The organism is Corallococcus macrosporus DSM 14697 (genome assembly GCF_002305895.1).
Lineage (GTDB): Bacteria > Myxococcota > Myxococcia > Myxococcales > Myxococcaceae > Myxococcus > Myxococcus macrosporus.
Genome location: NZ_CP022203.1, coordinates 8,433,993 through 8,455,321 on the forward strand (window position 1 = coordinate 8,433,993; position 21,329 = coordinate 8,455,321).

Annotated in this window: 19 protein-coding genes; 10 read left to right on the top strand and 9 right to left on the bottom strand. The window is 71.4% G+C overall.

All coding sequences use genetic code 11. The features are described from left to right. Window positions 1-249 precede the first annotated feature (249 nt). From MYMAC_RS34305 to MYMAC_RS34320, 4 genes are all read right to left on the bottom strand, one after another. Window positions 250-765, bottom strand: a complete 516-nt coding sequence (locus tag MYMAC_RS34305) for a hypothetical protein (protein ID WP_095961127.1) — start codon at window positions 763-765, stop codon at window positions 250-252. Window positions 766-783: 18 nt separating this feature from the next. Further along, window positions 784-1,161 (bottom strand): hypothetical protein, encoded by a 378-nt coding sequence (locus MYMAC_RS34310; protein WP_095961128.1) that lies wholly within the window; start codon window positions 1,159-1,161, stop codon window positions 784-786. A gap of 3 nt (window positions 1,162-1,164) precedes the next feature. After that, entirely contained in the window at window positions 1,165-2,061 is an 897-nt protein-coding gene (locus MYMAC_RS34315; RefSeq protein ID WP_095961129.1) for a hypothetical protein, read from the bottom strand. Window positions 2,062-2,173: 112 nt separating this feature from the next. Beyond that, a complete protein-coding gene (locus MYMAC_RS34320) occupies window positions 2,174-2,995 on the bottom strand; it encodes a CheR family methyltransferase (RefSeq protein ID WP_095961130.1) in 822 nt (273 codons plus the stop codon). 107 nt (window positions 2,996-3,102) lie between these two features. Between MYMAC_RS34320 and MYMAC_RS34325 the strand changes: the two genes are divergently transcribed. Continuing rightward, the gene (locus tag MYMAC_RS34325; protein ID WP_170114793.1) at window positions 3,103-5,169 is read left to right on the top strand and encodes a M3 family metallopeptidase; all 2,067 of its coding nucleotides are present in this window, start codon (window positions 3,103-3,105) and stop codon (window positions 5,167-5,169) included. Window positions 5,170-5,223: 54 nt separating this feature from the next. Here MYMAC_RS34325 and MYMAC_RS34330 read toward each other — a convergent pair whose 3' ends face one another. Further along, window positions 5,224-5,973, bottom strand: coding sequence for a ferredoxin--NADP reductase (locus MYMAC_RS34330; RefSeq protein WP_013937246.1), 750 nt, complete (start codon window positions 5,971-5,973; stop codon window positions 5,224-5,226). Between the two features lie 684 nt (window positions 5,974-6,657). Between MYMAC_RS34330 and MYMAC_RS34335 the strand changes: the two genes are divergently transcribed. The 4 genes from MYMAC_RS34335 (at window position 6,658) to MYMAC_RS34350 (ending at window position 10,927) form a co-directional block, all read left to right on the top strand. Next, the gene (locus tag MYMAC_RS34335; RefSeq protein WP_239989193.1) at window positions 6,658-8,151 is read left to right on the top strand and encodes a DUF1592 domain-containing protein; all 1,494 of its coding nucleotides are present in this window, start codon (window positions 6,658-6,660) and stop codon (window positions 8,149-8,151) included. Beyond that, window positions 8,148-9,491 carry a DUF1552 domain-containing protein gene (locus tag MYMAC_RS34340; protein WP_095961132.1) on the top strand — a complete coding sequence of 448 codons (1,344 nt, stop codon included), beginning with the start codon at window positions 8,148-8,150 and terminating at the stop codon, window positions 9,489-9,491. The genes MYMAC_RS34335 and MYMAC_RS34340 overlap by 4 nt, the downstream gene beginning before the upstream one ends. A 112-nt stretch (window positions 9,492-9,603) precedes the next feature. Then, window positions 9,604-10,248: a CAP domain-containing protein gene (locus MYMAC_RS34345; protein WP_239989194.1), complete on the top strand. Its 645-nt coding sequence runs from the start codon at window positions 9,604-9,606 to the stop codon at window positions 10,246-10,248. 103 nt (window positions 10,249-10,351) lie between these two features. After that, window positions 10,352-10,927, top strand: a complete 576-nt coding sequence (locus MYMAC_RS34350; protein ID WP_095961134.1) for a CAP domain-containing protein — start codon at window positions 10,352-10,354, stop codon at window positions 10,925-10,927. On the opposite strand, the gene MYMAC_RS34355 is transcribed toward MYMAC_RS34350, so the two are convergent. From MYMAC_RS34355 to MYMAC_RS34365, 3 genes are all read right to left on the bottom strand, one after another. Further along, on the bottom strand, window positions 10,921-11,751 hold the full coding sequence (locus MYMAC_RS34355) for a dienelactone hydrolase family protein (RefSeq protein WP_013937241.1): 831 nt from the start codon (window positions 11,749-11,751) through the stop codon (window positions 10,921-10,923). The two genes, MYMAC_RS34350 and MYMAC_RS34355, sit on opposite strands and share 7 nt — an antisense overlap. Before the next feature lie 178 nt (window positions 11,752-11,929). After that, window positions 11,930-12,709 carry an FKBP-type peptidyl-prolyl cis-trans isomerase gene (locus tag MYMAC_RS34360; RefSeq protein ID WP_013937240.1) on the bottom strand — a complete coding sequence of 260 codons (780 nt, stop codon included), beginning with the start codon at window positions 12,707-12,709 and terminating at the stop codon, window positions 11,930-11,932. A gap of 189 nt (window positions 12,710-12,898) precedes the next feature. Continuing rightward, window positions 12,899-13,822, bottom strand: coding sequence for a heme-dependent oxidative N-demethylase family protein (locus MYMAC_RS34365; RefSeq protein ID WP_095961135.1), 924 nt, complete (start codon window positions 13,820-13,822; stop codon window positions 12,899-12,901). 201 nt (window positions 13,823-14,023) lie between these two features. Between MYMAC_RS34365 and MYMAC_RS34370 the strand changes: the two genes are divergently transcribed. From MYMAC_RS34370 to MYMAC_RS34385, 4 genes are all read left to right on the top strand, one after another. After that, window positions 14,024-15,577 carry a parallel beta-helix domain-containing protein gene (locus MYMAC_RS34370; protein WP_095961136.1) on the top strand — a complete coding sequence of 518 codons (1,554 nt, stop codon included), beginning with the start codon at window positions 14,024-14,026 and terminating at the stop codon, window positions 15,575-15,577. 23 nt (window positions 15,578-15,600) lie between these two features. Beyond that, a complete protein-coding gene (locus MYMAC_RS34375) occupies window positions 15,601-16,872 on the top strand; it encodes an SO2930 family diheme c-type cytochrome (RefSeq protein ID WP_239989195.1) in 1,272 nt (423 codons plus the stop codon). 101 nt (window positions 16,873-16,973) lie between these two features. After that, the gene (locus tag MYMAC_RS34380; RefSeq protein ID WP_095961138.1) at window positions 16,974-18,023 is read left to right on the top strand and encodes an ABC transporter substrate-binding protein; all 1,050 of its coding nucleotides are present in this window, start codon (window positions 16,974-16,976) and stop codon (window positions 18,021-18,023) included. Next, window positions 18,020-19,693: an ABC transporter permease gene (locus tag MYMAC_RS34385; RefSeq protein WP_095961139.1), complete on the top strand. Its 1,674-nt coding sequence runs from the start codon at window positions 18,020-18,022 to the stop codon at window positions 19,691-19,693. The genes MYMAC_RS34380 and MYMAC_RS34385 overlap by 4 nt, the downstream gene beginning before the upstream one ends. A 69-nt stretch (window positions 19,694-19,762) precedes the next feature. On the opposite strand, the gene MYMAC_RS34390 is transcribed toward MYMAC_RS34385, so the two are convergent. Continuing rightward, window positions 19,763-19,969, bottom strand: a complete 207-nt coding sequence (locus MYMAC_RS34390) for a hypothetical protein (RefSeq protein WP_095961140.1) — start codon at window positions 19,967-19,969, stop codon at window positions 19,763-19,765. 250 nt (window positions 19,970-20,219) lie between these two features. Between MYMAC_RS34390 and MYMAC_RS34395 the strand changes: the two genes are divergently transcribed. Beyond that, window positions 20,220-21,326, top strand: coding sequence for a hypothetical protein (locus MYMAC_RS34395; RefSeq protein ID WP_095961141.1), 1,107 nt, complete (start codon window positions 20,220-20,222; stop codon window positions 21,324-21,326). Window positions 21,327-21,329: the final 3 nt, after the last annotated feature.

Sequence of the window (21,329 nt, forward strand, 5' to 3'; positions counted from 1 at the left end):
CGCCGCGGAGGGTTCGCCCCTGGCGTCGACTCCGTCGCTCAGCGCCTCCGAGCCGCGCGCTGGGGTGACGCCGCCCGCCCACCTCGACCCGAACCCGGCGCCGCCCGTGACGACTCGGCGTCCGGCCTCGCGGGGAGGGCGGCGCTCCGCGGCCTCCGCAGCCCCGCCGCCACGCGTGCGTTGACGGCGCAGGGCCCGAGGCCCCTTCGGAGCCGGAGACGGGCCTCCGCGCGGCCGGTATGGCCCGCCTCAATCCGTGGGGGAGACGCCATTCACCATCGCGACCCGCTTGCGAATCTCCTCATGCAGTTCGCGCAACTGTCCCAGGTTGCGCTGGAGGAGCGCGTCAAGCTGCTCGCCCCGCTGGACATCGCCCTGTGCCAGGGCGTCCTCGCGCTCGCGCGCCAGCCGAACCACGTCTCGCTCCACCAGCGCCGCCAGGCGCGCCGTCTTCTCAATCTCCCACTGAACCGTCTGTGGCGCCTCGGGCTCGATGTCGTCGTTGTCCTGGGGCGGAGGCATGGAGACCTCCGGCTCCGGTCGCTCCGGCGCCATCCGCGCCACGGTGACCTGGGGCTCGTCGCGCAGGGGCGCTACCGCCTGGCGAGCCATGGGAGGCGGCGTGGGCGGAGGCGCCACCCTCGGCTCGGCGAGCACCGTGACTGGCAGGGGCTCGGGGACGGGCACGGGCCACAGCGCCACGGCGCTCAGGGCCCCGGCGAGCACGCCGGCGCCCCCCAGAATCAGACGGTAACGAATCCGCATGGTCCCCTCTCCCAGCGCTCAGAAGCGCACGCGCCAGACACCGCCCTGCCGCTCCACCCGTAGCAACCACGGTGCCGGGCGCTCCCGCCCACCATGCGCCATCCGGGCCCGCACGAGGACAGCCTCGGCGTCGCGCCCATCCACCGCCGATTCGACAATCCCCACCAACGTGAGGCCATGCCCCCGCAGCTCACGCACCGTCTCCACACAGGGCTTCGCGCTTCCTCCCGTGGCCAGCAGCGGCGCCAGCACCTCGCAGTCTCCCGCGGGCAACACCGAGAAGAAGTGACGCACCGCCGCCTCCGCGGCCCGCGTCTTCGACGCCTCGGAGGAACAGCCGAGCACGGCCAGCGTCAGCCACCCCATCCACCGCGCTGGCGTGGACCGTCGTGGCATGGCTCAGTAGCAGTTGGGAGCGAAGAGCTCGTCATCCACGGCGGCGACGAACTGGTCGTTGCACCAGCCGCTCACCAGGATGTGGCCATTGCGCACGCAGCTATCGTGGTTGGTGGCATCCACCGTGTACTGGGTGTCCCCGCCGCAATCGCTGCCGCAGCGGCCAAAGCAGTTGCCCACCACCTTCGGCCGGTGCCAGTGGTCGGGGGACCCGCAGAGCCAGGTGCCCCCTGCCAGGAAGAACTCGTCCCCATTGCACGAGTAGTGGTCCCCCAACTGGGCCAGTTGCTGGTTGCCGGGCCAGTCGAAGCCGCCCCGGTCGCAGTCATGCGCCGCGTGGGCGTACCAGTTGTAGACGCCCCCGCAGCTCCCTGTGTCGCGGCCGTTGCAGCGCGCATAGCTGCACAACATCGTATAGCCGCGGCCCTTCTCCCCCATCACCGCGCGCCGCAGCGCCACGGTGTCCGGGTACTGGGACCACACGCTCACCGCGCGGCGCAGGTACATGGCCTCCGGCGCCGCCGCGTCTCCGGCGGGGAGCGCCGCGTTGAGCTCACGGTAGAGGGCGGTCAGCAGCGCCCGGTCCGCGGCGCCCATCTGCGCGTCCGCGCCGTTCGCCTCCGCGAACCCATCCAGCGTGGACACGCCACTCGCCGGCTCCATCAACCCGGTGAGCGTCAGGCCCCGCAGCCGGACCTCCACCCGGAACACGCCGGGCTCCACCTGGCGCGAGGAGAACGTCACCTGCTCCCCCTGGTGCGCGAAGCTGCCGCGGGAGCCTCGCGGCGAGGCGGCGAGCGACAGCCCCTCCTGCTTCAACGGGACGTCGTCCCCCGTCTTCACGGCGCCACCACAAGCACATGCCACCAGCACGACGGCCCACCACAGCTTCGTGCGCATCAGCGGATTCCCTCGGCCAGGAGCAGGCCGGCCCTGCGCCCCTGACAGGGAGCACGGCCCGGCGACAGGGGATGCTCGCACCGGAGGGATTGGTGGAAAGCGCCCTCCAGTCTCAGACGTCTGTCCGCGCGAAGACAGGCAGCGGGCCCGCGGCGCGCGTCAGGCCGAAGTCGCCTTCGGGCAGGGACTCATGGCCGCCAATCACCAGCAGGCCACCGGGGACCAGGCGCGCCACCAGCCGGGCCAGCACCTCGCGTTGGAGCGGCGGCGCGAAGTAGGTGAAGGCCACGTTGCGGCACAGCACCAGGTGGAATGGCCCGTCCGGCATCCGGGCGCGCAGGTCCTGCTGGAGGAAGTCCAACCCCTCCCGGTACTCCGCCGCCAGGCAGGGCTCGTCACCCGTGCCCGGGAAGGCGCGCTCCGCCCACTCGGGAGGCAGCTCCCTCAGCGCCCCGCGTGGGTAGCAGCCCCGCAGCGCCCGCGCGAGCAGGCCCTCATCGGCGTCGGTGGCCACCAGCGCCAACCGCGCGCCCGGGAAGCGGGGCTGGAGCCCCAGCCGGAAGAGCACCGACAGCGTGTAGGGCTCCTCGCCCGAGGCACAGCCCGCGCTCCACACCCGCAGCGTCGCGTCTCCCTTGGCCAGGAGGGACTGCAGCCGGGCGGGGAGCAGGTCCTGGCGCAGCACCTCGAAGACCCGCGCGTCCCGGTAGAAGCGGGAGATGGTGACGCGGCACAGCGCGTCGAGCACGTCCCACTCCGAGGGCTCGGCCTCCAGCCGGGCGCGATAGGCCCCGGCGTCTGGCAGGCCCAGCGCCTTCAGCCTGCGGCCGATGCGCTTGCACACCTGCCCCCGGACGCGCCGGAAGCCCTCCCAACGCAGGCGCAGGCGGGGCGCCGCCCACTGCAACAGCTCCACGCATTCACGGTCCGTCATCGGCCAGGGCCTCCGCCTGGATGTCCGCATCCCTTGCGCCGAGCGGAAGCGGACGGGATGTGGCATGACGCTCCGACGTTTCCATTGGACTCCGGAGGAACCCACCCTTGAAGAGATTGAGCGCCCTCACCCTCTCCGCGGCACTGGCGTCGGCCGGCTGCACGCACACCCCTGCGGCGCCCGAGCCCGCCGCGCGGCAGTCCCCGGCTCCCGCCCCCGCCGCCCAGGCGCCCAGGCCCGTGCCGCCCCCCGAGGGCGCCAGCGTCCTCTCCGGCACCCTGGCTGACTTCACCGCCGCGTGTGACGCGGACCTGGAGCGCGCCCGCGCGCAGGTGGCGGCCATCAAGGCGCTGGACGCGCGCAAGGACGGCCCGGCGGTGCTCGCCGCCTACGACGAGGCCCAGGGCTCGCTGTTCGCCGCGGCCAACCGCTCCAGCCTCGCGCGCGAGGTGCATCCGGACGCGGCCTTCCGCGACGCCGCGCGCGAGTGCGAGCAGCGCGTGGACTCCGCCAACGTGGCGCTGTCCCAGGACCGCGGCGTCTATGACGTGCTGGCCGCGGTGGACCTGTCCGCCACGGACGCGGCGACCCGGTACTGGCTGGAGCGCGCGCTGCTCGACTTCCGCCGCGCCGGCGTGGACCGCGACGACGCCACCCGCGCCAGGGTGAAGGAGCTCAACGAGGAGCTGCTCAAGCTGGGGCAGAAGTTCAGCAAGAACATCGCCGAGGACGTGCGCAAGGTCACCTTCACGCCCGCCGAGCTGGACGGCCTGCCGGAGGACTACCGCGAGGCGCACCCGCCGGGCGCGGACGGCCTGGTGGTCATCACCACCAACTACCCGGACTACTTCCCCTTCATGACGTACGCGAAGAGCGCGAAGGCGCGCGAGAAGCTGTGGCGCGCCTACCGCCAGCGCGCGTACCCGGCCAACCACAAGGTGCTGTCGCTGCTCATCACCAGGCGCCACGAGCTGGCCACGCTGCTGGGCTACGCGAACTGGGCCGCGTACACCACCGAGACGAAGATGACGCGCACGCAGCAGGCGGCCGCGGACTTCATCGACCGGCTGGGCGCGGCCACCGAGGCCCGCGCGAAGCGGGAGTACGCGCAGCTCCTGGCGCGCAAGCAGCAGGACGTCCAGGGCGCCAAGGTGCTGGAGCCCTGGGACCACGACTTCTACGAGGACCGGCTGCGCGCGGAGCGCTTCAGCTTCGACTCGCAGGCGGTGCGGCCCTTCTTCGAGTACGGCCGGGTGAAGGCGGGGGTGATGGACATCACCTCGCGCATCTGGGGCATCACCTACAAGCCGGTGAAGGACGCCAAGGTCTGGCAGCGGGAGGTGGAGACCTATGACGTGTTCGACGGCGACACGCTGCTGGGCCGCATCTACCTGGACATGCACCCGCGTGACGACAAGTACAAGCACGCGGCGCAGTTCGACCTCGTCGCGGGGCAGGCCGGCAAGCGCTACCCGGAGGCGGCGCTGGTGTGCAACTTCGCGCGCCCCGGCGAGCTGATGACGCACGACGAGGTGGAGACCTTCTTCCACGAGTTCGGCCACCTGCTGCACGCCATCTTCGGCGGCCACTTGAAGTGGGCGGGCATCGCGGGCACGCGCGTGGAGTGGGACTTCGTGGAGACGCCGTCCATGCTGCTCCAGCAGTGGGCCGGCAACCCGGAGGTGCTGAAGGAGTTCGCCAGGCACCACGAGACGAACGAGCCCATCTCCGCGGAGCTGGTGGAGAAGCTGCGCGCGTCGAAGGAGTTCGGCCAGGGCCTGTGGGCGCGGCGCCAGCTCTTCCTGTCCGCGCTGAGCCTGGACTACTACTCGCGCGCGCCCGGCTTCGACACCACGCAGGCCCTGGTGGCGCTGCAGGACAAGCTCAGCCCCTTCAAGCACGAGCACCGGCATGGCACGCACTTCGAGGTCGCCTTCGGGCACCTGGATGGCTACTCGGCCGCGTACTACACGTACCTCTGGTCCTCCGTCATCGCGAAGGACCTGGAGACCGAGTTCCAGCAGAAGGGCTTCCTGGACCGGGAGACGGCGATGAAGTACCGCCGCACCGTGCTGGAGCCCGGCGGCTCCAAGCCCGCGGCCGAGCTGGTGAAGGACTTCCTGGGGCGGGAGTACGGCTTCGACGCGTACCGCGCCTGGCTGGACTCGAAGTAGGCGGCGCGCACGGCGGCCCCGGCCCCGGCTTGAAGCCGGGCCTGGGGTCGCGGCTCACTTGCTGACGAAGGCCTTCTCGATGAGGAAGTCGCCCTGCTCGTGCGAGTCGCCTTCCTGGAAGCCGAAGCCCTCGAGCAGGCTCGCCGTCTCCTTGATCATCTCGTGGCTGCCGCAGATGACGACGCGGTCCGTCTCCGGGTCGAGCGGCTTCGCGCGGAGCATGTCGGTGATGCGGCCCTGGTTGCGGAACGGCTCGCGCGTGACGGTCGGGTGATAGGTCAGCTTCTCCTTCACCAGCTCACCCAGGTACTCGTCGTTCGGGAGCTGCTCCTCGAAGAACTTCGAGAACGACAGGTCGCACACGTTGCGGCAGCCGTGCACCACGGTGATGTGCTCGAAGCGCTCGTAGGTCTCCGGGTCCTTCACCATGCTGAGGAACGGCGCGAGCCCGGTGCCGGTGGCCAGCATCCACAGGTGGCGGCCCGGCCGGAGGTTCGCGATGGTGAGCGTGCCCACCGCCTTCGTGCCCACGAGCACGTTGTCGCCCGGGGTGACCTTCTGCAGGCGAGAGGTGAGCGGACCGTCCGGCAGCTTGATGGAGTAGAACTCCAGCGTGTCGTCGTAGTTCGCGCTCGCCATCGAGTACGCGCGCATCAGCGGACGACCTTCCACCTCCAGGCCCATCATCACGAACTGACCGTTCTGGAACCGGAAGCCGCTGTCACGCGTGCAGACGATGGAGAAGAGGCGGTCAGACCAGTGCTGCACCGACAGAACACGCTGAGTCGTGAAACCCGTCGCCATGGCTCAGCCCTGATTCTTCCCGTGGAAATTGTCGAACGGCACGAAGGACTCCTTGTCTAGGCCACAGCCGCTTGCCGCATTCCGGCCTGACCGTCGCCTGTTTGGCTGATTCGTTGGCGGAATGTCAACCCGTTGGCACGAGGGTGGCTCGCGCCTGGACGGCGGCACACGGGCCAGGCGCCGCGCCGCGCGCCGCGTCTTCAGCGCCGCGCGTATCACTCCGTCCGCCCGCGCCTCCACCGCGCGGGCGCCGCTCGCCTGCCGTGGCCCGCGTCCGCCCGGCCTGCCCACGCCGGGAAACGCGTTACCCACGCGTCCCCATCCCATGCCCCGTGGCTGGCGGGTGGCCAACGCCGGCCTGCCCCCTGGCACGCCCCGGAGGTCCACCAGGCCACGGGCCCTGCTGGAGAGCACCTTGCTACGGCTTCGGCTGTCCCGGCTTCGTAGGGGGCAGTGTGGAGGGGGGTAGCCGACGTGACACCCATGCATCGACGAAGAGGGGGCTGGCTCTTCCTTGCGGGCGCGACTCTCGCCCTGCTGGTGACCAGCTGTACCGATGACGACCCGATGGCCCGGGTCAAACCCGATGAGGAGATTCCAGTGGATCCAACTCCGCCACCGGGGTCACCGCCGCCGGTGGCAGGTGAGTGCGAGAACGTGCCCAGGAAACCTGGACGCGTCACGATGCACCGGCTCAACCGCGCGGAATACAACGCCACCGTGCGGGACCTGCTGGGAGACACCACCCAGCCGGCCAAGGACTTTCCCATCGACGACCACGGCTACGGCTTCGACAACATCGCCGACGTGCTCTCGCTGTCGCCGCTGTTGATGGAGAAGTACTCGGCCGCGGCACAGAAGCTGGTGGAGGACGCCTGGACGCGCGGCGTCTTCAATTCGTGCACGCTGGACCCGGCCAACCCGGCGCCGTGCGCGAACGAAATCCTGTCCGACTTCGCCCGGCGCGCGTGGCGCCGTCCGGTGGAGCAGGCGGAGGTCGACAAGCTGATGAGCTTCGTCACCCTGGCGAGCCAGCACGCGGACCCGCCCGCCGAGGGCGTGAAGCTGGCCCTGCGCTCGGTGCTCATCTCACCGCACTTCCTCTTCCGGGTGGAGAAGAACGCGCCGCCGGGAAGCACCGAGCCGTACACGCTCGACAACTACGAGCTGGCCAGCAGGCTCTCCTACTTCCTGTGGAGCAGCATGCCGGATGACGCGCTGTTCGCCGCCGCGGAGGCAGGGAAGCTGACCGACCCCGTGGAAGTGGAGGCCCAGGTACGGCGCATGCTCGCGGACCCGAAGGCACGCGCGCTGGTGGAGAACTTCGCCGGCCAGTGGCTCTTCACCCGCGCGCTGGGCACCGCGGTGCCGGACGGCACGCTCTATGGCGCGTTCAACGAGGAGCTGCGCGCCGCCATGCGCACGGAGACGGAGCTCTTCTTCGCGGAGTTCATCGCGGGGGACCACAAGCTGAAGGACATCATCGACGCGCCGTTCACCTACGTGAACGACCAGCTCGCCGCCTACTACGGCCTGCCCCCGCCCGGCAGCCCCACGCATGTCCGCGTGGAGCTCACGGGGCACCCGGAGCGCAGCGGCATCTTCGGCAAGGGCTCGCTGCTCACCGTCACCTCCAACCCGGACCGCACCTCGCCGGTGCAGCGCGGCGTCTGGGTGCTGGAGCAACTGCTCTGCTCCGCGCCGCCGCCACCACCACCGGACGTGGAGAACCTGCCGCCGCCCATCACTCCGGACATGACGATGAAGGAGCGCATGGCGCTGCACCGCAGCGCGCCGGCGTGCCAGGGCTGCCACCGGCTGATGGACCCACTGGGGCTGTCGCTGGAGAACTTCGACCCCATTGGCCGCTGGCGGATGCAGGAGGTGAGCGGCGCGCCCGTGGACGCCACGGGTGACATGCCCGACGGCGCCATCCTCAACGGCGTCCGCGACATGCAGACCTACCTGAAGCAAGACCCGAAGCTGACCAACTGCATCACCGAGCACATGCTCACCTATGCCACGGGCCGTGGCATGAACGAGGCCGACCACTGCGCGGTCGTGGACATCGCCAGCCACGCGGAGGCCCGCGGTGGAAGACTGGTCGACTACATCCTCAGCATCGTCTCGAGCAGCCACTTCAGACAGCGCGGCGCGGAGGAGGCGCAGACCCCATGAGCAAGAAATTCAAACTTTCGCGACGGACCGTCTTGCGGGGCTCCGGGGCGCTGATGGCCCTGCCCCTGCTGGAGCAGATGCTGCCTCGCACCGCGCGTGGCGCGCCGGGCGACGTGCCCCGGCGGCTGGCCGTCTTCTACACGCCCAACGGCATCCACATGCCGAAGTGGACGCCCACCACCGAGGGACCGGGCTGGGCGCTGACACCCACGCTGGAGCCCCTGGCGGCGGTGAAGGACGACCTGCTGGTGGTCTCCGGCCTGGCGAACAAGCCCGCCTTTCCCGATGGTGACGGACACCATGCCGCCGCCACCGGCGCGTTCCTGTCCTGCGCCAAGGTCTTCAAGACGGAGGGCACCAACATCCGCGTGGGCATCTCCATGGACCAGGTCATCGCCAACCACATGGCGGCGATGCGGGCCACCCGCTACGGCTCCATGGAGCTGGGCATCGACGCGGGCCGCGGTATCGGCAACTGCGACTCCGGCTACGCGTGCCCGTACGCCAACAACATCGCCTGGTCCGGCCCCCGCACACCGGTGGCCAAGGAGACCAACGCCCAGGCCGCGTTCGACCGGCTCTTCGCGGGGACCATCCCCGGGGAGACGCAGGCGCAAATCGAGAAGCGGCGCGCGTACGGCAAGAGCATCATCGACGTGGTGCGCGACGACGCCAACGCGCTGCAGGGCCAGCTCGGCGCGGCCGACCAGCAGAAGCTGGAGGAGTACTTCACCAGCGTGCGGGAGCTGGAGAAGCAGGTGGACGACGTCTCCGTCCCGTCCGCGACCTGCGCGCCGGCCACGGCGCCCATCCTGACCGAGGACCCGACGGCCAAGACGAAGGCGATGATGGACCTCATCGTCCTCGCCTTCCAGTGCGACGTCACCCGCGTGGCCACCTTCATGCTGGCCAACGCGCGCGCGAACAAGGTCTACCCCTTCCTGGGGCTCAGCGGCGGGCACCACACGTACTCGCACCACCAGAAGGTGCAGTCCAACTACGACGCGCTCGCCACCATCGACAGGTGGGAGGTGACGCTCCTCCAGTACCTGCTGGAGCGCATGAAGTCGGTCATCGAGGTCAACGGCATGTCGCTGCTCGACAACTCCATCGTCTACTTCTCCAGCGAGGTCGGCGACGGGGACTCCCACAACCACGTGGACCTGCCCATCCTCCTCGCGGGCCGGGGCGGCGGCGCGCTCACGCCGGGCCGGCACATCCGCTACCAGGAGGACCCGCTGGCCAACCTGTACATCTACCTGATGCAGGCCATGGGCGTGCCCGACGTCACCACCTTCGGTGACGACGGGACGGGCCCGCTGCCCGGCCTCGTCGTGTAGTCCGGCCACACCCGTGCGCGGCGGGGCAGGCGAGCGAGCGGCCCGCCGCCCGCCGTTCCCGCCGCGCACGCTTCCCATGCATGAGAGCGGGTCCTGGCGCATCATCGCCCCCATGCCTTCCTTCGCGCGCGCTCCCCGTTGGTCCGCCCTGCTCCTGCTGCTGCCGCTGCTCGGCTGCGGAAGCGGCGGCACCCGCCAGGGCCAGAGGCAGACCGCCACCACCCGGCAGGCGGTGACCTCCAGGCAGGCCGCCGCGCCCGCGAAGCAGCAGGCGCAGCCACGCGCCGCCCTTCCGGATGCGCGGGCCTTCGCCCGGGACATGGTGGCCGCGCACAACCTGGCGCGCTCCCAGGCCCGACCCGCGCCCAAGCCCCCGCTGCCGCCGCTCGCCTGGTCCAGCGCCGCCCAGCGCAAGGCCGCGTCCTGGGCGAAGGCCTGCAAGTTCGAGCACAACCCGGACCGGGGCGACTTCGGGGAGAACCTGGCCGCCGCCACGCCCGGCGCGTGGACCACGTCCCAGGTGGTGAAGAGCTGGGCCGACGAGGCCGCGGACTACGACTACCGGCGCAACACCTGCGAGAAGGGCAAGGTGTGCGGGCACTACACCCAGGTGGTGTGGCGCAAGACGGCGTCCGTCGGGTGCGCCACGGTGATGTGCAACAAGAACTCGCCCTTCGGCGCGCAGTTCCCCACCTGGCAGCTCTGGGTGTGCAACTACGCGCCGCCGGGCAACTGGGAGGGTCAGCGGCCCTACTGAGCGCGGACGGCGCGTGCCCTCCGGGGCTGGTGCGTCCATGGCGCGCGACACTCGCGTGGCGAGGAGGTGACGGCCCTCCCGCCCGCGGCGGATACTCCGCGCCATGCCCCGTCCCCTGCTCCGCCGCCCGTGGCCTCTTGGCCTGCTCGTCTCCGCGCTCCTCATCGGCTGTGGCTCCGACACGCCCAGCGACGGTGACGGTGACGGTGACAACCAGCCGCTGACCATGACGCAGTTCGACCGCGACATGCTGGACGCGCACAACGCCGCGCGCAGGAGCGTGGCGACCTCGCCGCCGCTGGATGACCTGACGTGGGACGAAGCGGCGACGCGCACGGCCAGGGCCTACGCCGCCCGGTGTGACTTCACGCACAACGCCAACCGCGGCAGCCTGGGGGAGAACCTGACCGCCGCCTCGTCCAGCGCCCTGGGTGCCCAGGGCGTGGTGCAGGGCTGGATGGACGAGGCCGCGGACTACGACTACGGCAGCAACACCTGCGCGAGCGGCAAGGCCTGCGGGCACTACACCCAGGTGGTGTGGCGCAACACGCGGGCCCTGGGCTGCGCCGTCCAGGAGTGCACGGAGAACTCACCGTTCGGGTCCAGGTTCCCCACCTGGACCCTGTGGGTGTGCAACTACGCGCCGCCGGGCAACTACGTGGGCCAGCGTCCCTACTGACGCAGGTGCTGGTCCAGGAAGGCCGCCACCTGCTGCCAGGCGCCGGCGGCGGCCTGTTCGTCGTAGCGCTCACCGGACGGGTTGGCGAAGGCGTGCTCCGCCTCGAACTCCAGGATGTAGTGCCGCACGCCGGCCTCATCCAGGGCCTGCCGGAACGCCTGCACCGTCGCCTGCGGAATGGACGGGTCCTTCGTGCCGAAGATGCCCAGCACCGGCGCCTGGATGGCGGCGAGCTCCCGGGCGTCCGTCACCGGGTTGCCGTAGTAGAGGACCGCCGCGTCCAGTTCCGGAATGGCCATGGCCGTGCGCAGCGACCAGCCGCCGCCGAAGCACCAGCCGATGCTGCCCGTGCGCGGCGCCCGCACCCGCGCGTCCTGCTGGAGGAAGGCGTGCGCGGCCCGCAGCGTCTCCTGCGCGCGCGCCGGGTCCACGGCCTTCAGGAGCGCCAGCGCCTCCTCGCGCGTGGTGGCCACCTTGCCGCCGTACAGGTCCACCGCCAGCGCCGCGTAGCCCTCCGCCGCCAGCCGGTCCGCCCAGTGCTTGATGTGCGGGTTGAGGCCCCACCACTCGTGGATGACGAGGACGGCGGGCAGCGGCCCCTGGGCGCCCTGGGGCAGGCTCAGGTAGGCCTGGGTGCCGGCCACCTCCACCTCCTCGCCCTGGAGCGAAGGCGGGGCGTCCGACCGCAGCGTGTGCATCGCCTTGAAGGCCTCCTCCGACACGGCCCCCGTGGCGGACGGCTCGCGGAGGACCTCCCGGGCGCGGCCCTGGACGCAGCCACTCAGCAGCAACGCTCCCATCATCAGCAACAGGCCCTGGCGCATGGTGTGTCGACCTCCGTGGGTTGGCCCGCCCCCTCGGCGGGGACGCTGGCGGCCCTGGGACTATCGCGGGCGGGCGCCGGGCGCCACCGCGCCGCGCGCGTCTCCTGGAACGCGAAGAGGGCTGGGAGGGGAGAATCCCTCACCAGCCCCCCGGGCGTGCTGCCTCAGCGACGGGTGACTACTTCTTCTCGGCCGCGGAGGGCTTGCCCGCCGGCGGCTTGCCGCCCATGGCCGGCATCTCCGGCGGCTTGACGATCTCCAGCAGCTCCACCTCGAACACCAGGGCCGCGCCGCCCGGGATGTTCGGCGGGGCGCCGCGGTCACCGTAGGCGATGTCGGACGGGCACACGAGCTTGGCCTTGCCGCCCACCTTCATCTTCTGCACGCCCTCGGTCCAGCACTTGATGACGCCCTGGAGCGGGAACTGCGTGGGCTCGCCGCGCTTGTGCGAGCTGTCGAACTCGGTGCCGTCCGGCAGCGTGCCGCGGTAGTGCACCTTCACGATGTCCGACGCCGCGGGCGTCGCGCCAGTCCCGGCGGTCAGCTCCTTGTAGATGAGGCCGGACTCCGTCTTCACGGCGCCCTCTTCCTTCGCGGCCGTCTCCAGGAACGCCTTGGACTTCTCCTTCTCCGCCTCCGCCTTGCGGGTGCTGCGCGCGCGCGCCAGCTCCTGCAGCTTCGGGCCGTACGTCTCCAGCTCCACCGCCGGCTTCTCGCCCTTCACCTGCGCGGTGATGCCCGCCTTGACGTACTCCAGCTCCTCCGGAGTCATGTCGAACACGCTCACGCTGCGGCCAATGGACAGGCCGAGCGCGTACAGCGTCTTCTGGTCCTCCGTCTGGGGGTTGGCGCTCGCGCCAGGAGCCGTCGCCGCCGGCGTCGCCGCCGCGTCCGTCTTGCCCTGCTGCTGGCAGCCCGCCAGCACCAGCATTCCCGCGACCAGCCACGTCTTCCGCATGTCGTTGCCCTTCCTTGCTTTTTGGAGCGGCAGTGAGACATCGCCGCAGTCAGTTCTGGTGGGCGACTTACTACAGAAATGGCCTGACAGCCGGTTCCACCGCACACCGGAAGCGTCCCTGTCCCTGGGCGACACCCCGCCCGCCTCCAGGGCGACCTCGCGGCCCTCCCCAGCAGGTGGGCCTTTTCACTACCCGCAGTTGGCCTCCAGATAGCCGAGCAGCGGCGCCAGCACGGGGGCGACGCGCTTGTAGGCCGCGGTGTCCTCGGGCACGGAGCGCAGCACGCTGGCCAGCCGCTGCCGGCGGCCGGGGGGCGCCACCTCGGATGAGATGGGCGCCACGTAGGTGTGGATGGTGAAGAGGATGGCGCGCGTGCGGGGCAGCCGGGTGAGCGTCTGGCGCTCCAGGCGGAGGAAGCAGCGCTCGCCCGCGTTGTCCGAGGTGATGCCGTCGAACAGGTGCCGCCACTCCGGCAGCGTGTGCGGCTCCAGGTCCAGCCGCTCGGTGACGCTGATGGCCCAGTTGCAGCGCGTGACGGGGCGCCCGGGCTTCAAGCCGTCCATCAGCTTCAACGTGGAGGGGCCCAGCTTCGCGTTGAACCGGGGCACCGGGTCGTGCACGGCGAGCAGCGGCAGGCCCAGCTTGTCCCCCAGGCACCAGCCGGAGGGGAAGCAGAGCTGGCCGGCCACCAGCGGGAACCCCTCACGCGTGCCGTCCAGCAGCAGCAGGTCCTCCTGCACCTGCCGGCCAAACCAGTCCAACGGCGCCAGCGGCAGGCTCGCCGCGTCGCCCGGCGTGAAGTGCGTCCGGGTGCCCAGCAGGCGGTTGTGCCAGGTCCACCGCGCGTCCTCCACCTCCAGCGTGAAGTGCTCCGGGGATTGACGCGCCATGGCGGGCAGCAGCACCGTCAGCGTCTCCCACTGGAGCGCCTCCGTTCCGGGGCCGCCCTGGAAGCGCGCCGCGTGCCCCGCGGTGAGCAGGGCCTCCTTCAGCGCCACCTCCTCCGCATAGCGCGGCGCGTCTACCTCGATGAGTGTCTCTTCGGGCCTCAGCGCACGCACGCCCAGCGACATTGAAAAGACATCCTGCTCGAAGGGGAAGTAAGGCAGCACCGCGTCGACCTCTCATGAAGGATTGGAGCAATTTATCAACCGTGTTGCAGAACGCATCGCGTCACGGACGGTGTGGATGTTTTTGATGGCTCACCCTTGAGGTTGTTCAACTTCACAGGGAGGATTCGCACGGTCCTGGCTGCGCCCCGAAGCCCCGCGCTCGGGCGCCCGAAGGCGCAGCACTTCCACGGGAGATACCGGATGCATCCTCTGTCGCTGTCGCGCGCGCCTCGTGCCGTGCTCCTGGCCCTCGTGGGTCTGCTTGCCCTCCCCGCCTGTTCGGATGACGGCGATGACCGCCCCGACGCGGGCCAGCCGGACTCCGGAACGCGTCCGGACGCGGGCGCGGGTGACGCCGGCGGTGACGCGGGCACGTCGGACGACGGCGGCACGGAGGGGGACGGCGGCACCGTGGCCTGGCCGCAGGACTTCTCCTGCGAGGGCAAGGAGCAGACGACGCTGACGTTCAACCCGGGCCAGGAGCAGGAGCTCCAGGACGCGGTGAACGACCTGGCGGAGTGCACCACCATCGAGCTGGGCGCCGGCACCTTCCAGTTCGACAACGCCATCACCATCCGCGCCAACGGCATCACCATCCAGGGCGCGGGCAAGGGCACCCAGGGCGAGGCCACCGGCGGCGAGGCCAGCACCGTGCTGGACTTCTCCAACGCCGCGGCGAACACCAACGGCCTGGACGTGGTGAGCAAGCTCTTCACGGTGAGCGACCTGGCCGTCTGGAACGCGAAGAAGGACGGCATGCGCATCGAGTCCTCCAGCAACGTGAACATCCAGCGCGTCCGCACGGAGTGGGCCGCGGAGAACCTGGAGAGCAACGGCAAGTACGGCATCTACCCCGTGAAGTCGACGTACGTGCTCGTGGAGGACTGTGAGGCGTACAACGCCGCCGACGCGGGTATCTACGTCGGGCAGACGCAGCACACCATCGTCCGGCGGAACGTGGCGAAGAAGAACGTGGCGGGCATCGAAATCGAGAACACGAAGTTCGCCCACGTCTCCCACAACGTCGCCCAGGACAACACCACGGGCCTCGTGGTGTTCGACCTGCCGGGCAACCCCATCCGCGGCACGGACGTCTACATCGCCCACAACACCATCACCGGGAACAACCGGCCCAACTTCGCCTCGGTGGAGGCCAGCAGCAGCACCGTGTCCCAGGTCCCCGCCGGCACCGGCACGTTCATCCTGGCGTCGCGCCGGGTGGAGCTGGAGCACAACACCTGGGGCGACAACAACACGGTGGACATCGCCATCCTCAGCGGCCTGGCCATCGAGTCCGACCCCATCCAGTGGGCGGCCGGCTTCTTCAACTACCCCAGCCAGGACATCTTCATCCACGACAACACCTTCACCGGAGGCAGCGGCCGCATGGTGGACAACGGCACGCCGGACCCGGAGCGCCGGCCGCTGGGCGCGCTGGTGGGCGCCGTCTACCAGTACGGCGCCGCGGCCCACGGCGTGACGGGCGTGGAGCACGTGCTGTGGGACGGCATCGACCCGGCGCCTCGCGATGAGAGCCTGGCCAACCCCATCAACATCTGCTTCACCCGCAACACGCTGCCGGAGGGCACGCAGGCCTCTGTGGTGGACTTCGACCTGCAGGCCGTCGGTGGCCACCTCGCGGCGGGCCCCACCCCCGAAAACGTGGCCGCCGCCTGGGGCGAGACGCGCCGCTATGCCCAGGATGCCGAGCCCTACAACTGCGCGGGCTTCACCCCGGCCCTGACCCTCCGCTGAGTGAACCGGTGAAGAACGGACGCATGCACAGGCCGTTCATCCCCGGGCTGGGCCTCGCCGCGGTGCTGGTGACCGCGGCGCTGGCCTCATGCGGAGGTGACGAAGACGGCGTGCCGCCCACGCCGGACGGCGGCTCCGTGGTCGACTCCGGCAACCCGCCCGCGGACAGCGGCACCCCTGACGCGGGTGACGACGCGGGCACGGGCGACGCGGGCGCGGACGACGCCGGCACGGACGCGGGCACGCCCGACGACGCGGGGACGCCGGACGCGGGCCTGCCCGACGGCACCGTGCCCATCCCCAACGCGCTGTCGGGCTTCGGCCTCTTCACCGGGACACCCGCGACGGGCGGGCTCAAGCCGGTGGAGGGGAACATCCCCTACGCGCTGACCACGCCGCTCTTCTCCGACTACTCGGTGAAGTCCCGCACGCTGTACATCCCGCCGGACGCGCAGGCCCGGTACTCGGCCAGCGACGTGCTGGACCTGCCGGTGGGCACCGTCATCACCAAGACGTTCGCCTTCCCCGCGGACCTGCGGGAGCCGGAGGAGGACGTGCGCGTCATCGAGACGCGCGTGCTGGTGCGGCAGCCTGGCGGCTGGGAGGCCTTCCCCTACTTCTGGAACGAGGCCCAGACAGAGGCCACGCTGGCCAACGGCGGCCGCGTCGTCCGCGACGTGCGCTTCATCGGCGAGGACGGCGTGGAGCGGACGCTGGACTACCTGGTCCCCAGCAAGAACCAGTGCCAGAAGTGCCACCACGTCCAGGACGCCCAGGAGAACCAGGTGCTGGTCCCCATTGGGGTGAAGGCCCGTTACCTCAACCAGGACCAGGACTACGGCGACGGGCCCGTCAACCAGCTCCAGCACCTGGCCGACCTGGGCCGACTGACGGGGCTGCCTCCGGTGGACCAGGTGCCCCGCGAGCCGAACGCGTTCAACCCGGAGGAGGCCACGCTGGAGCGGCGCGCGCGCGCCTACCTGGACATCAACTGCGCGCATTGCCACAACCCGAAGGGGACGGCGGGCACCACCAGCCGGCTGTTCCTCAACGTGGACAACACGGATGAGTTCACGTTGGGCGTGTGCAAGCGACCGGGCTCCGCGGGCGGTGGCGTGGGCGGTGAGTTCGACATCGTCCCGGGCGACCACTCGACGTCCATCCTCTGGTACCGCCTGCACACCGAGGAGTCGGGGAAGATGATGCCGGAGCTGGGCCGGGCGCTGCGCCACGACCAGGGCTCACAGCTCATCGCCGACTGGATTGACGCCATGCCGGCGCGGGCCTGCAAGTAGGTCCGTTGTCCGGCGAGCGGCCCCTCCGTGCCCGGTGCGCGGAGGGGCTTCTCGTTTCCGCACCGTGACAGGGCGCGCGCGTGCCGCATAATCCCCGGCGCATGTCGTCCCTGCCCACGCTGCTCCGGGCCGCGGGTGTCACCGCCGCGCTCGTCCTCCTCACCGCCTGCCGCATCGAGTCCGCCGCGCCCTCGGCGGGGCCGGCCCAGGCGCGCGAGGGCGCGCCGTCCGGGGACGTCTGGGTCTACACGTCCATGTACCGGCACGTCCTGGACGCGCTGGAGCCGCTGCTGAAGGCGCGGCTGCCCGGCGTCCAGGTGCGCTGGTACCAGGCGGGCAGCGAGAAGGTGGCCAGCCGGCTGGAGGCGGAGCGCGCCGCCGGGGCCGTGCGCGCGGACCTGCTGGCCACGTCGGACCCGTTCCTCTACGAGCGGCTGGCGCGCGAGGGCGCCCTGCTCCGCTACGCCTCGCCCCATGTGCTTCGGGTGCCTCGCGCCCTGGTGGACCTGGACGCGCGCTACGCGGCGCTGCGGCTGTCCACCATGGTCCTGGTCCACCGGAAGGGCGGGCCCCCGCCGCCCGCCTCCTTCGCGGAGCTGGCCCAGGGGCCGTGGACGGGGCGCGTGGCCATTGGAGACCCGCTGACGTCCGGCACCGCCTTCACCTGGGCCGTGTTCTGCGACGCGAAGCACGGCGAGTCCTTCTTCCCCGGGCTGCGCCAGCGGGGCGCCATCGTCGCGGGTGGCAACGCGGCGGTGCTCCAGAAGGTGGAGAGCGGCGAGGCGGACGCGGGCGTGCTGCTGCTGGAGAACGCGCTCGCGGCCCAGGCGCGCGGCAGTCCCCTTGAGGTGGTGTGGCCCACGGATGGCGCCGTCGTCATCCCCGGGCCCGCGGCGCTCTTCGCGACCACGCCCAACCCCGTGGCGGCCAAGGCGGTGGTGGACGTGCTGCTGTCCCCTGAAGGCCAGCGCATCATCGTAGAGCAGGGCGACATGCACGCGGTGGACCCCAGGCTCGGAGGTCCGAGGGGAGCGGCCGGCGTCTCCGAGCTGCTGGAGCGCGCGCGCCCGTGGACCCCCGAGCTGCTCGAACGCGGGCTCACGCAGGGCGGCGCCGTGAAGGAGCGCTTCCGGCGGGCGTTCTCACAATGAGCGCGGCGGCGTCCAAGGCCCGGTGGCTGGGGCTCGGCGTGTGGCTGCTGCCGGTGCTCTGCTTCTCCGTGCTCCCGGTGGCCGCGCTGCTCTGGCGGGGGCTGGGGCCGGCCGGGGTGGAGGGCCTGGGCTGGCTGCTCGCGGAGGGCGGCGCGCTGGGGAACACGCTGCGCATCGCCACGGGCGCGGCGGCGCTGGCCTTCGCCGCGGGGACACCGCTGGCGCTGGTGCTGTTCCGCACCGACCTGCCCCTGCGAGGGGCCTTCACGGTGCTGTTCACCCTGCCCTCCGCCGTGCCCGCGTTCATCTGGGGCATGGGCTGGCTGTCGCTCGCGAGCCCTCGCGCGGGGTACCTCAACCGGCTCCTGGGCGGTGACACCTTCGACATCTACGGCCCGGTGGGCATCGCCTTCGTGGAGGGCGTGTCGGGCCTCCCGCTGGTGCTCCTGGCGGGCGCGGCGGCCCTGCGGCGCGTGGACCCGGCGGTGGAGGAAGCCGCGCGCGTCTGCGGCGCCTCCACGGTCCGGGCGCTGCTGACGACGACGCTGCCGCTGGCGCTGCCCTCGCTGCTGTCCGGCGCGGTGATGGTGTTCCTCATGGCGGCCTCGTCCTTCGGCGTGCCGTACCTGCTGGGCGTGTCGGCCTCGCCGCCCACGCGGGTGCTCACCACGCGCATCTATGAGCTGGTGTTGATGGGCGGTGAGCAGGGGCTGGCGCGCGCCGCGCTGCTGGCGACCTCGCTGCTGCTGCTGGCGCCCCTGTCGCTGCTGGTGACGTGGGCCCTGGGCCGGGCGGGCCGCGTCCGGCTCAGCGCGGGCAAGGGCCTGTCCTCCCGCCCCTTCCCGCTGGGGCGCGCACGCGGCCTCGTGCTGGGCACGGTGAGCCTGGCCGCGGGGGTGCTGGTGCTGCTGCCCCTGGGCGCCATCCTCCTCACGTCGCTCCAGCGCAGCTTCGGCGCGGCGCTGACGTGGGAGGCGCTGACGCTGGCGCACTGGTCGGGCGTGCTCCTGGAGCCGCGCACGCTGCACGCCCTGGGGCGCAGCGTCCTGCTCGCGGCGGGCGCGGGCCTGCTGGTCTGTGCCCTGGGGCTCGCGGCGGCGGTGCTGCGCCGCGGGCTGCGGCGGCTGGGCCCGGGGGTGGAGGCGCTGGCGGTGTGGCCCTACGCGGTGCCGGGGACGGTGCTGGCCCTGGCGCTGCTGCTCGCGTTCTCCCGGGACTTGCGCTTCATCCTGCTGGACCGCGTCGCCTTCGTGCTCGCGCTGGCGCACACGCCGTGGCTGCTGCTCATCGCCTATGTGGCGAAGTACCTGGCCCTGGGCGCGCGCAACAGCGAGGAGGCGCTCGCGCAGTTGGATGCCTCGCTCGCGGAGGCCGCGCGGGTGAGCGGCGCGGGCCCGTGGCGCGCGTTCGTGGATGCGCCCCTGCCCCTGCTTCGGCCCGCGCTCACCGCGGCCTTCGTGCTGGCGTTCCTCGCGTGCGCGACGGAAATCACGATGTCCGTCCTGCTGGTGCCCGCGGGAACCGACGTGCTCGGGACGCTGCTGTTCGAGCTGCAGAGCTACGCGGACCCCGCCGCCGCCGCGGTGCTGGCGTGTGCCTTCATCGCGCTGGTGGTGGTGGGACAGGCCTTGCTCGCGCTGCTGACGCGGAGGCCCGTGGACACGCGGTGATGGCGGAGACGTCTGGCACCGCCAGGAAGCCAGCGGCCTCCTGGCGATGTCTTCAGACCCTGCTTGCCATTACATGCACGCGCAGTAGAGCCCCCGGATGCAGTGCCCGAAGCCCTCACCACCACAGGTGTAGTCACAGTCCGAGTTCGTCCGACAGACGGCCTGCTTGAGCTCCGGCGCATTGGCCTCGGCGGTGGACGGCATGAACGCCATTCCGAAACCCGCGGCCAGTCCCACGCCCAGCGCCGCCAACATCGCAATTCCGTTCTTCGTCATCGCGTGACTCCTTTCAGGGAACCTCCAGCCTAACTCCAGGCTCAGACACGCGTCAGCCCACCCACACGCGGCGTGCGCCTGCGATGCAGCATCAGTCGTCCTGACACACAGAGACATGAGGTTCCGGCGCCCCCCTTTGAAACGTCAGCGCGGTGACCAGGCGCTCCAGCGGGTTGAAGCCGCGCCTCCCGGACGCGGCCCGATGCCCCGGCGAAGCCACGGCGGCCAGGGTAGGCTCCGTCCCCGCCGCATGAGCGACCTCCGACGCGCCACCCGTGACGACAACGCCGAGCTGCTCGACCTGTTCGGCGCGGTGCCCATGCAGGGCGACCTGGTCCTCTCATCACAGCGCTCGCCCGACTACTTCGGCCTCTACGCCATGCAGCGCGGCGACACGGAGGTCTGGGTCCACGGTGCGGCCGGCGCACTGGACGGCATGGGCACCCTCCACGTGCGCGAGGGCTGGCTGGAGGGCCGCCCGTGCCGCGTGGGCTACCTGGGCGACCTCCGCACCCGCTTCTCCGCGCGCCGGGCTCGCGGCCCCGCGCGCTTCTATGGGCCCCTGCTCGAGGACCGTGCCCAGCGCCTGGGCGTGGACACCTTCCTCACGGCGGTCATGGCCTCCAACGCCGCCGCGCTCCAGTCGCTCGTGCGCCGCAAGCCCGGGCGCGTGAGCCAGCCGCACTACGCCCTGCTCCGCCGCTTCTCCGCCGTGTCCCTCCAGTTCCTGCGCCACCGCCGTCCCCAGCGAGGCGCGTTCGACGTGCGGCGCGCCACGCCCGCGGACCTGCCGGCCATGTCGGCCCTGCTGAACGCCGACCACCGTGCCCGCCCCTTCGGCTACCGCTTCGACACGGGCGAGCTGGCGCACCGGTTCGCCCACTGGCCCGGGCTGCGCATCGAGGACACCTACCTGGCCTTCGACGCGACAGGCGCGCTGGTGGGCTGCACCACGGCGTGGAACCCCGAGGCCGTGAAGCGCTACCGCGTGCACGCCTACCGCGGCGGCATGCGCTGGGTGCGGTGGGGGTGGAACACGCTGGCCACCGCCATGCGCGCGCCGCGCCTGCCCGCGCCGGGCAGCGACTTCCGCTACTTCTACCTCTGCAACACCAGCGTGCGCGGCGAGGACCCGGCCATCCTCCGCGCGCTCGTGGAGCAGGTGTACGCGGACTTCCACGGCCAGGGCTTCCACTTCTTCACGCTGTACCAGGACGAGGCGGACCCGCTGGCGCCCGCGCTGAAGGGCTTCTTCCAGCGGCGGCTCGACTTCCACCTCTACGCCGTGACGCCCGCCTCACGCCCTCGGGACACCTTCCCCGCCGGACGGACGGGCTTCGAAATCTGCCTGCCCTGACGC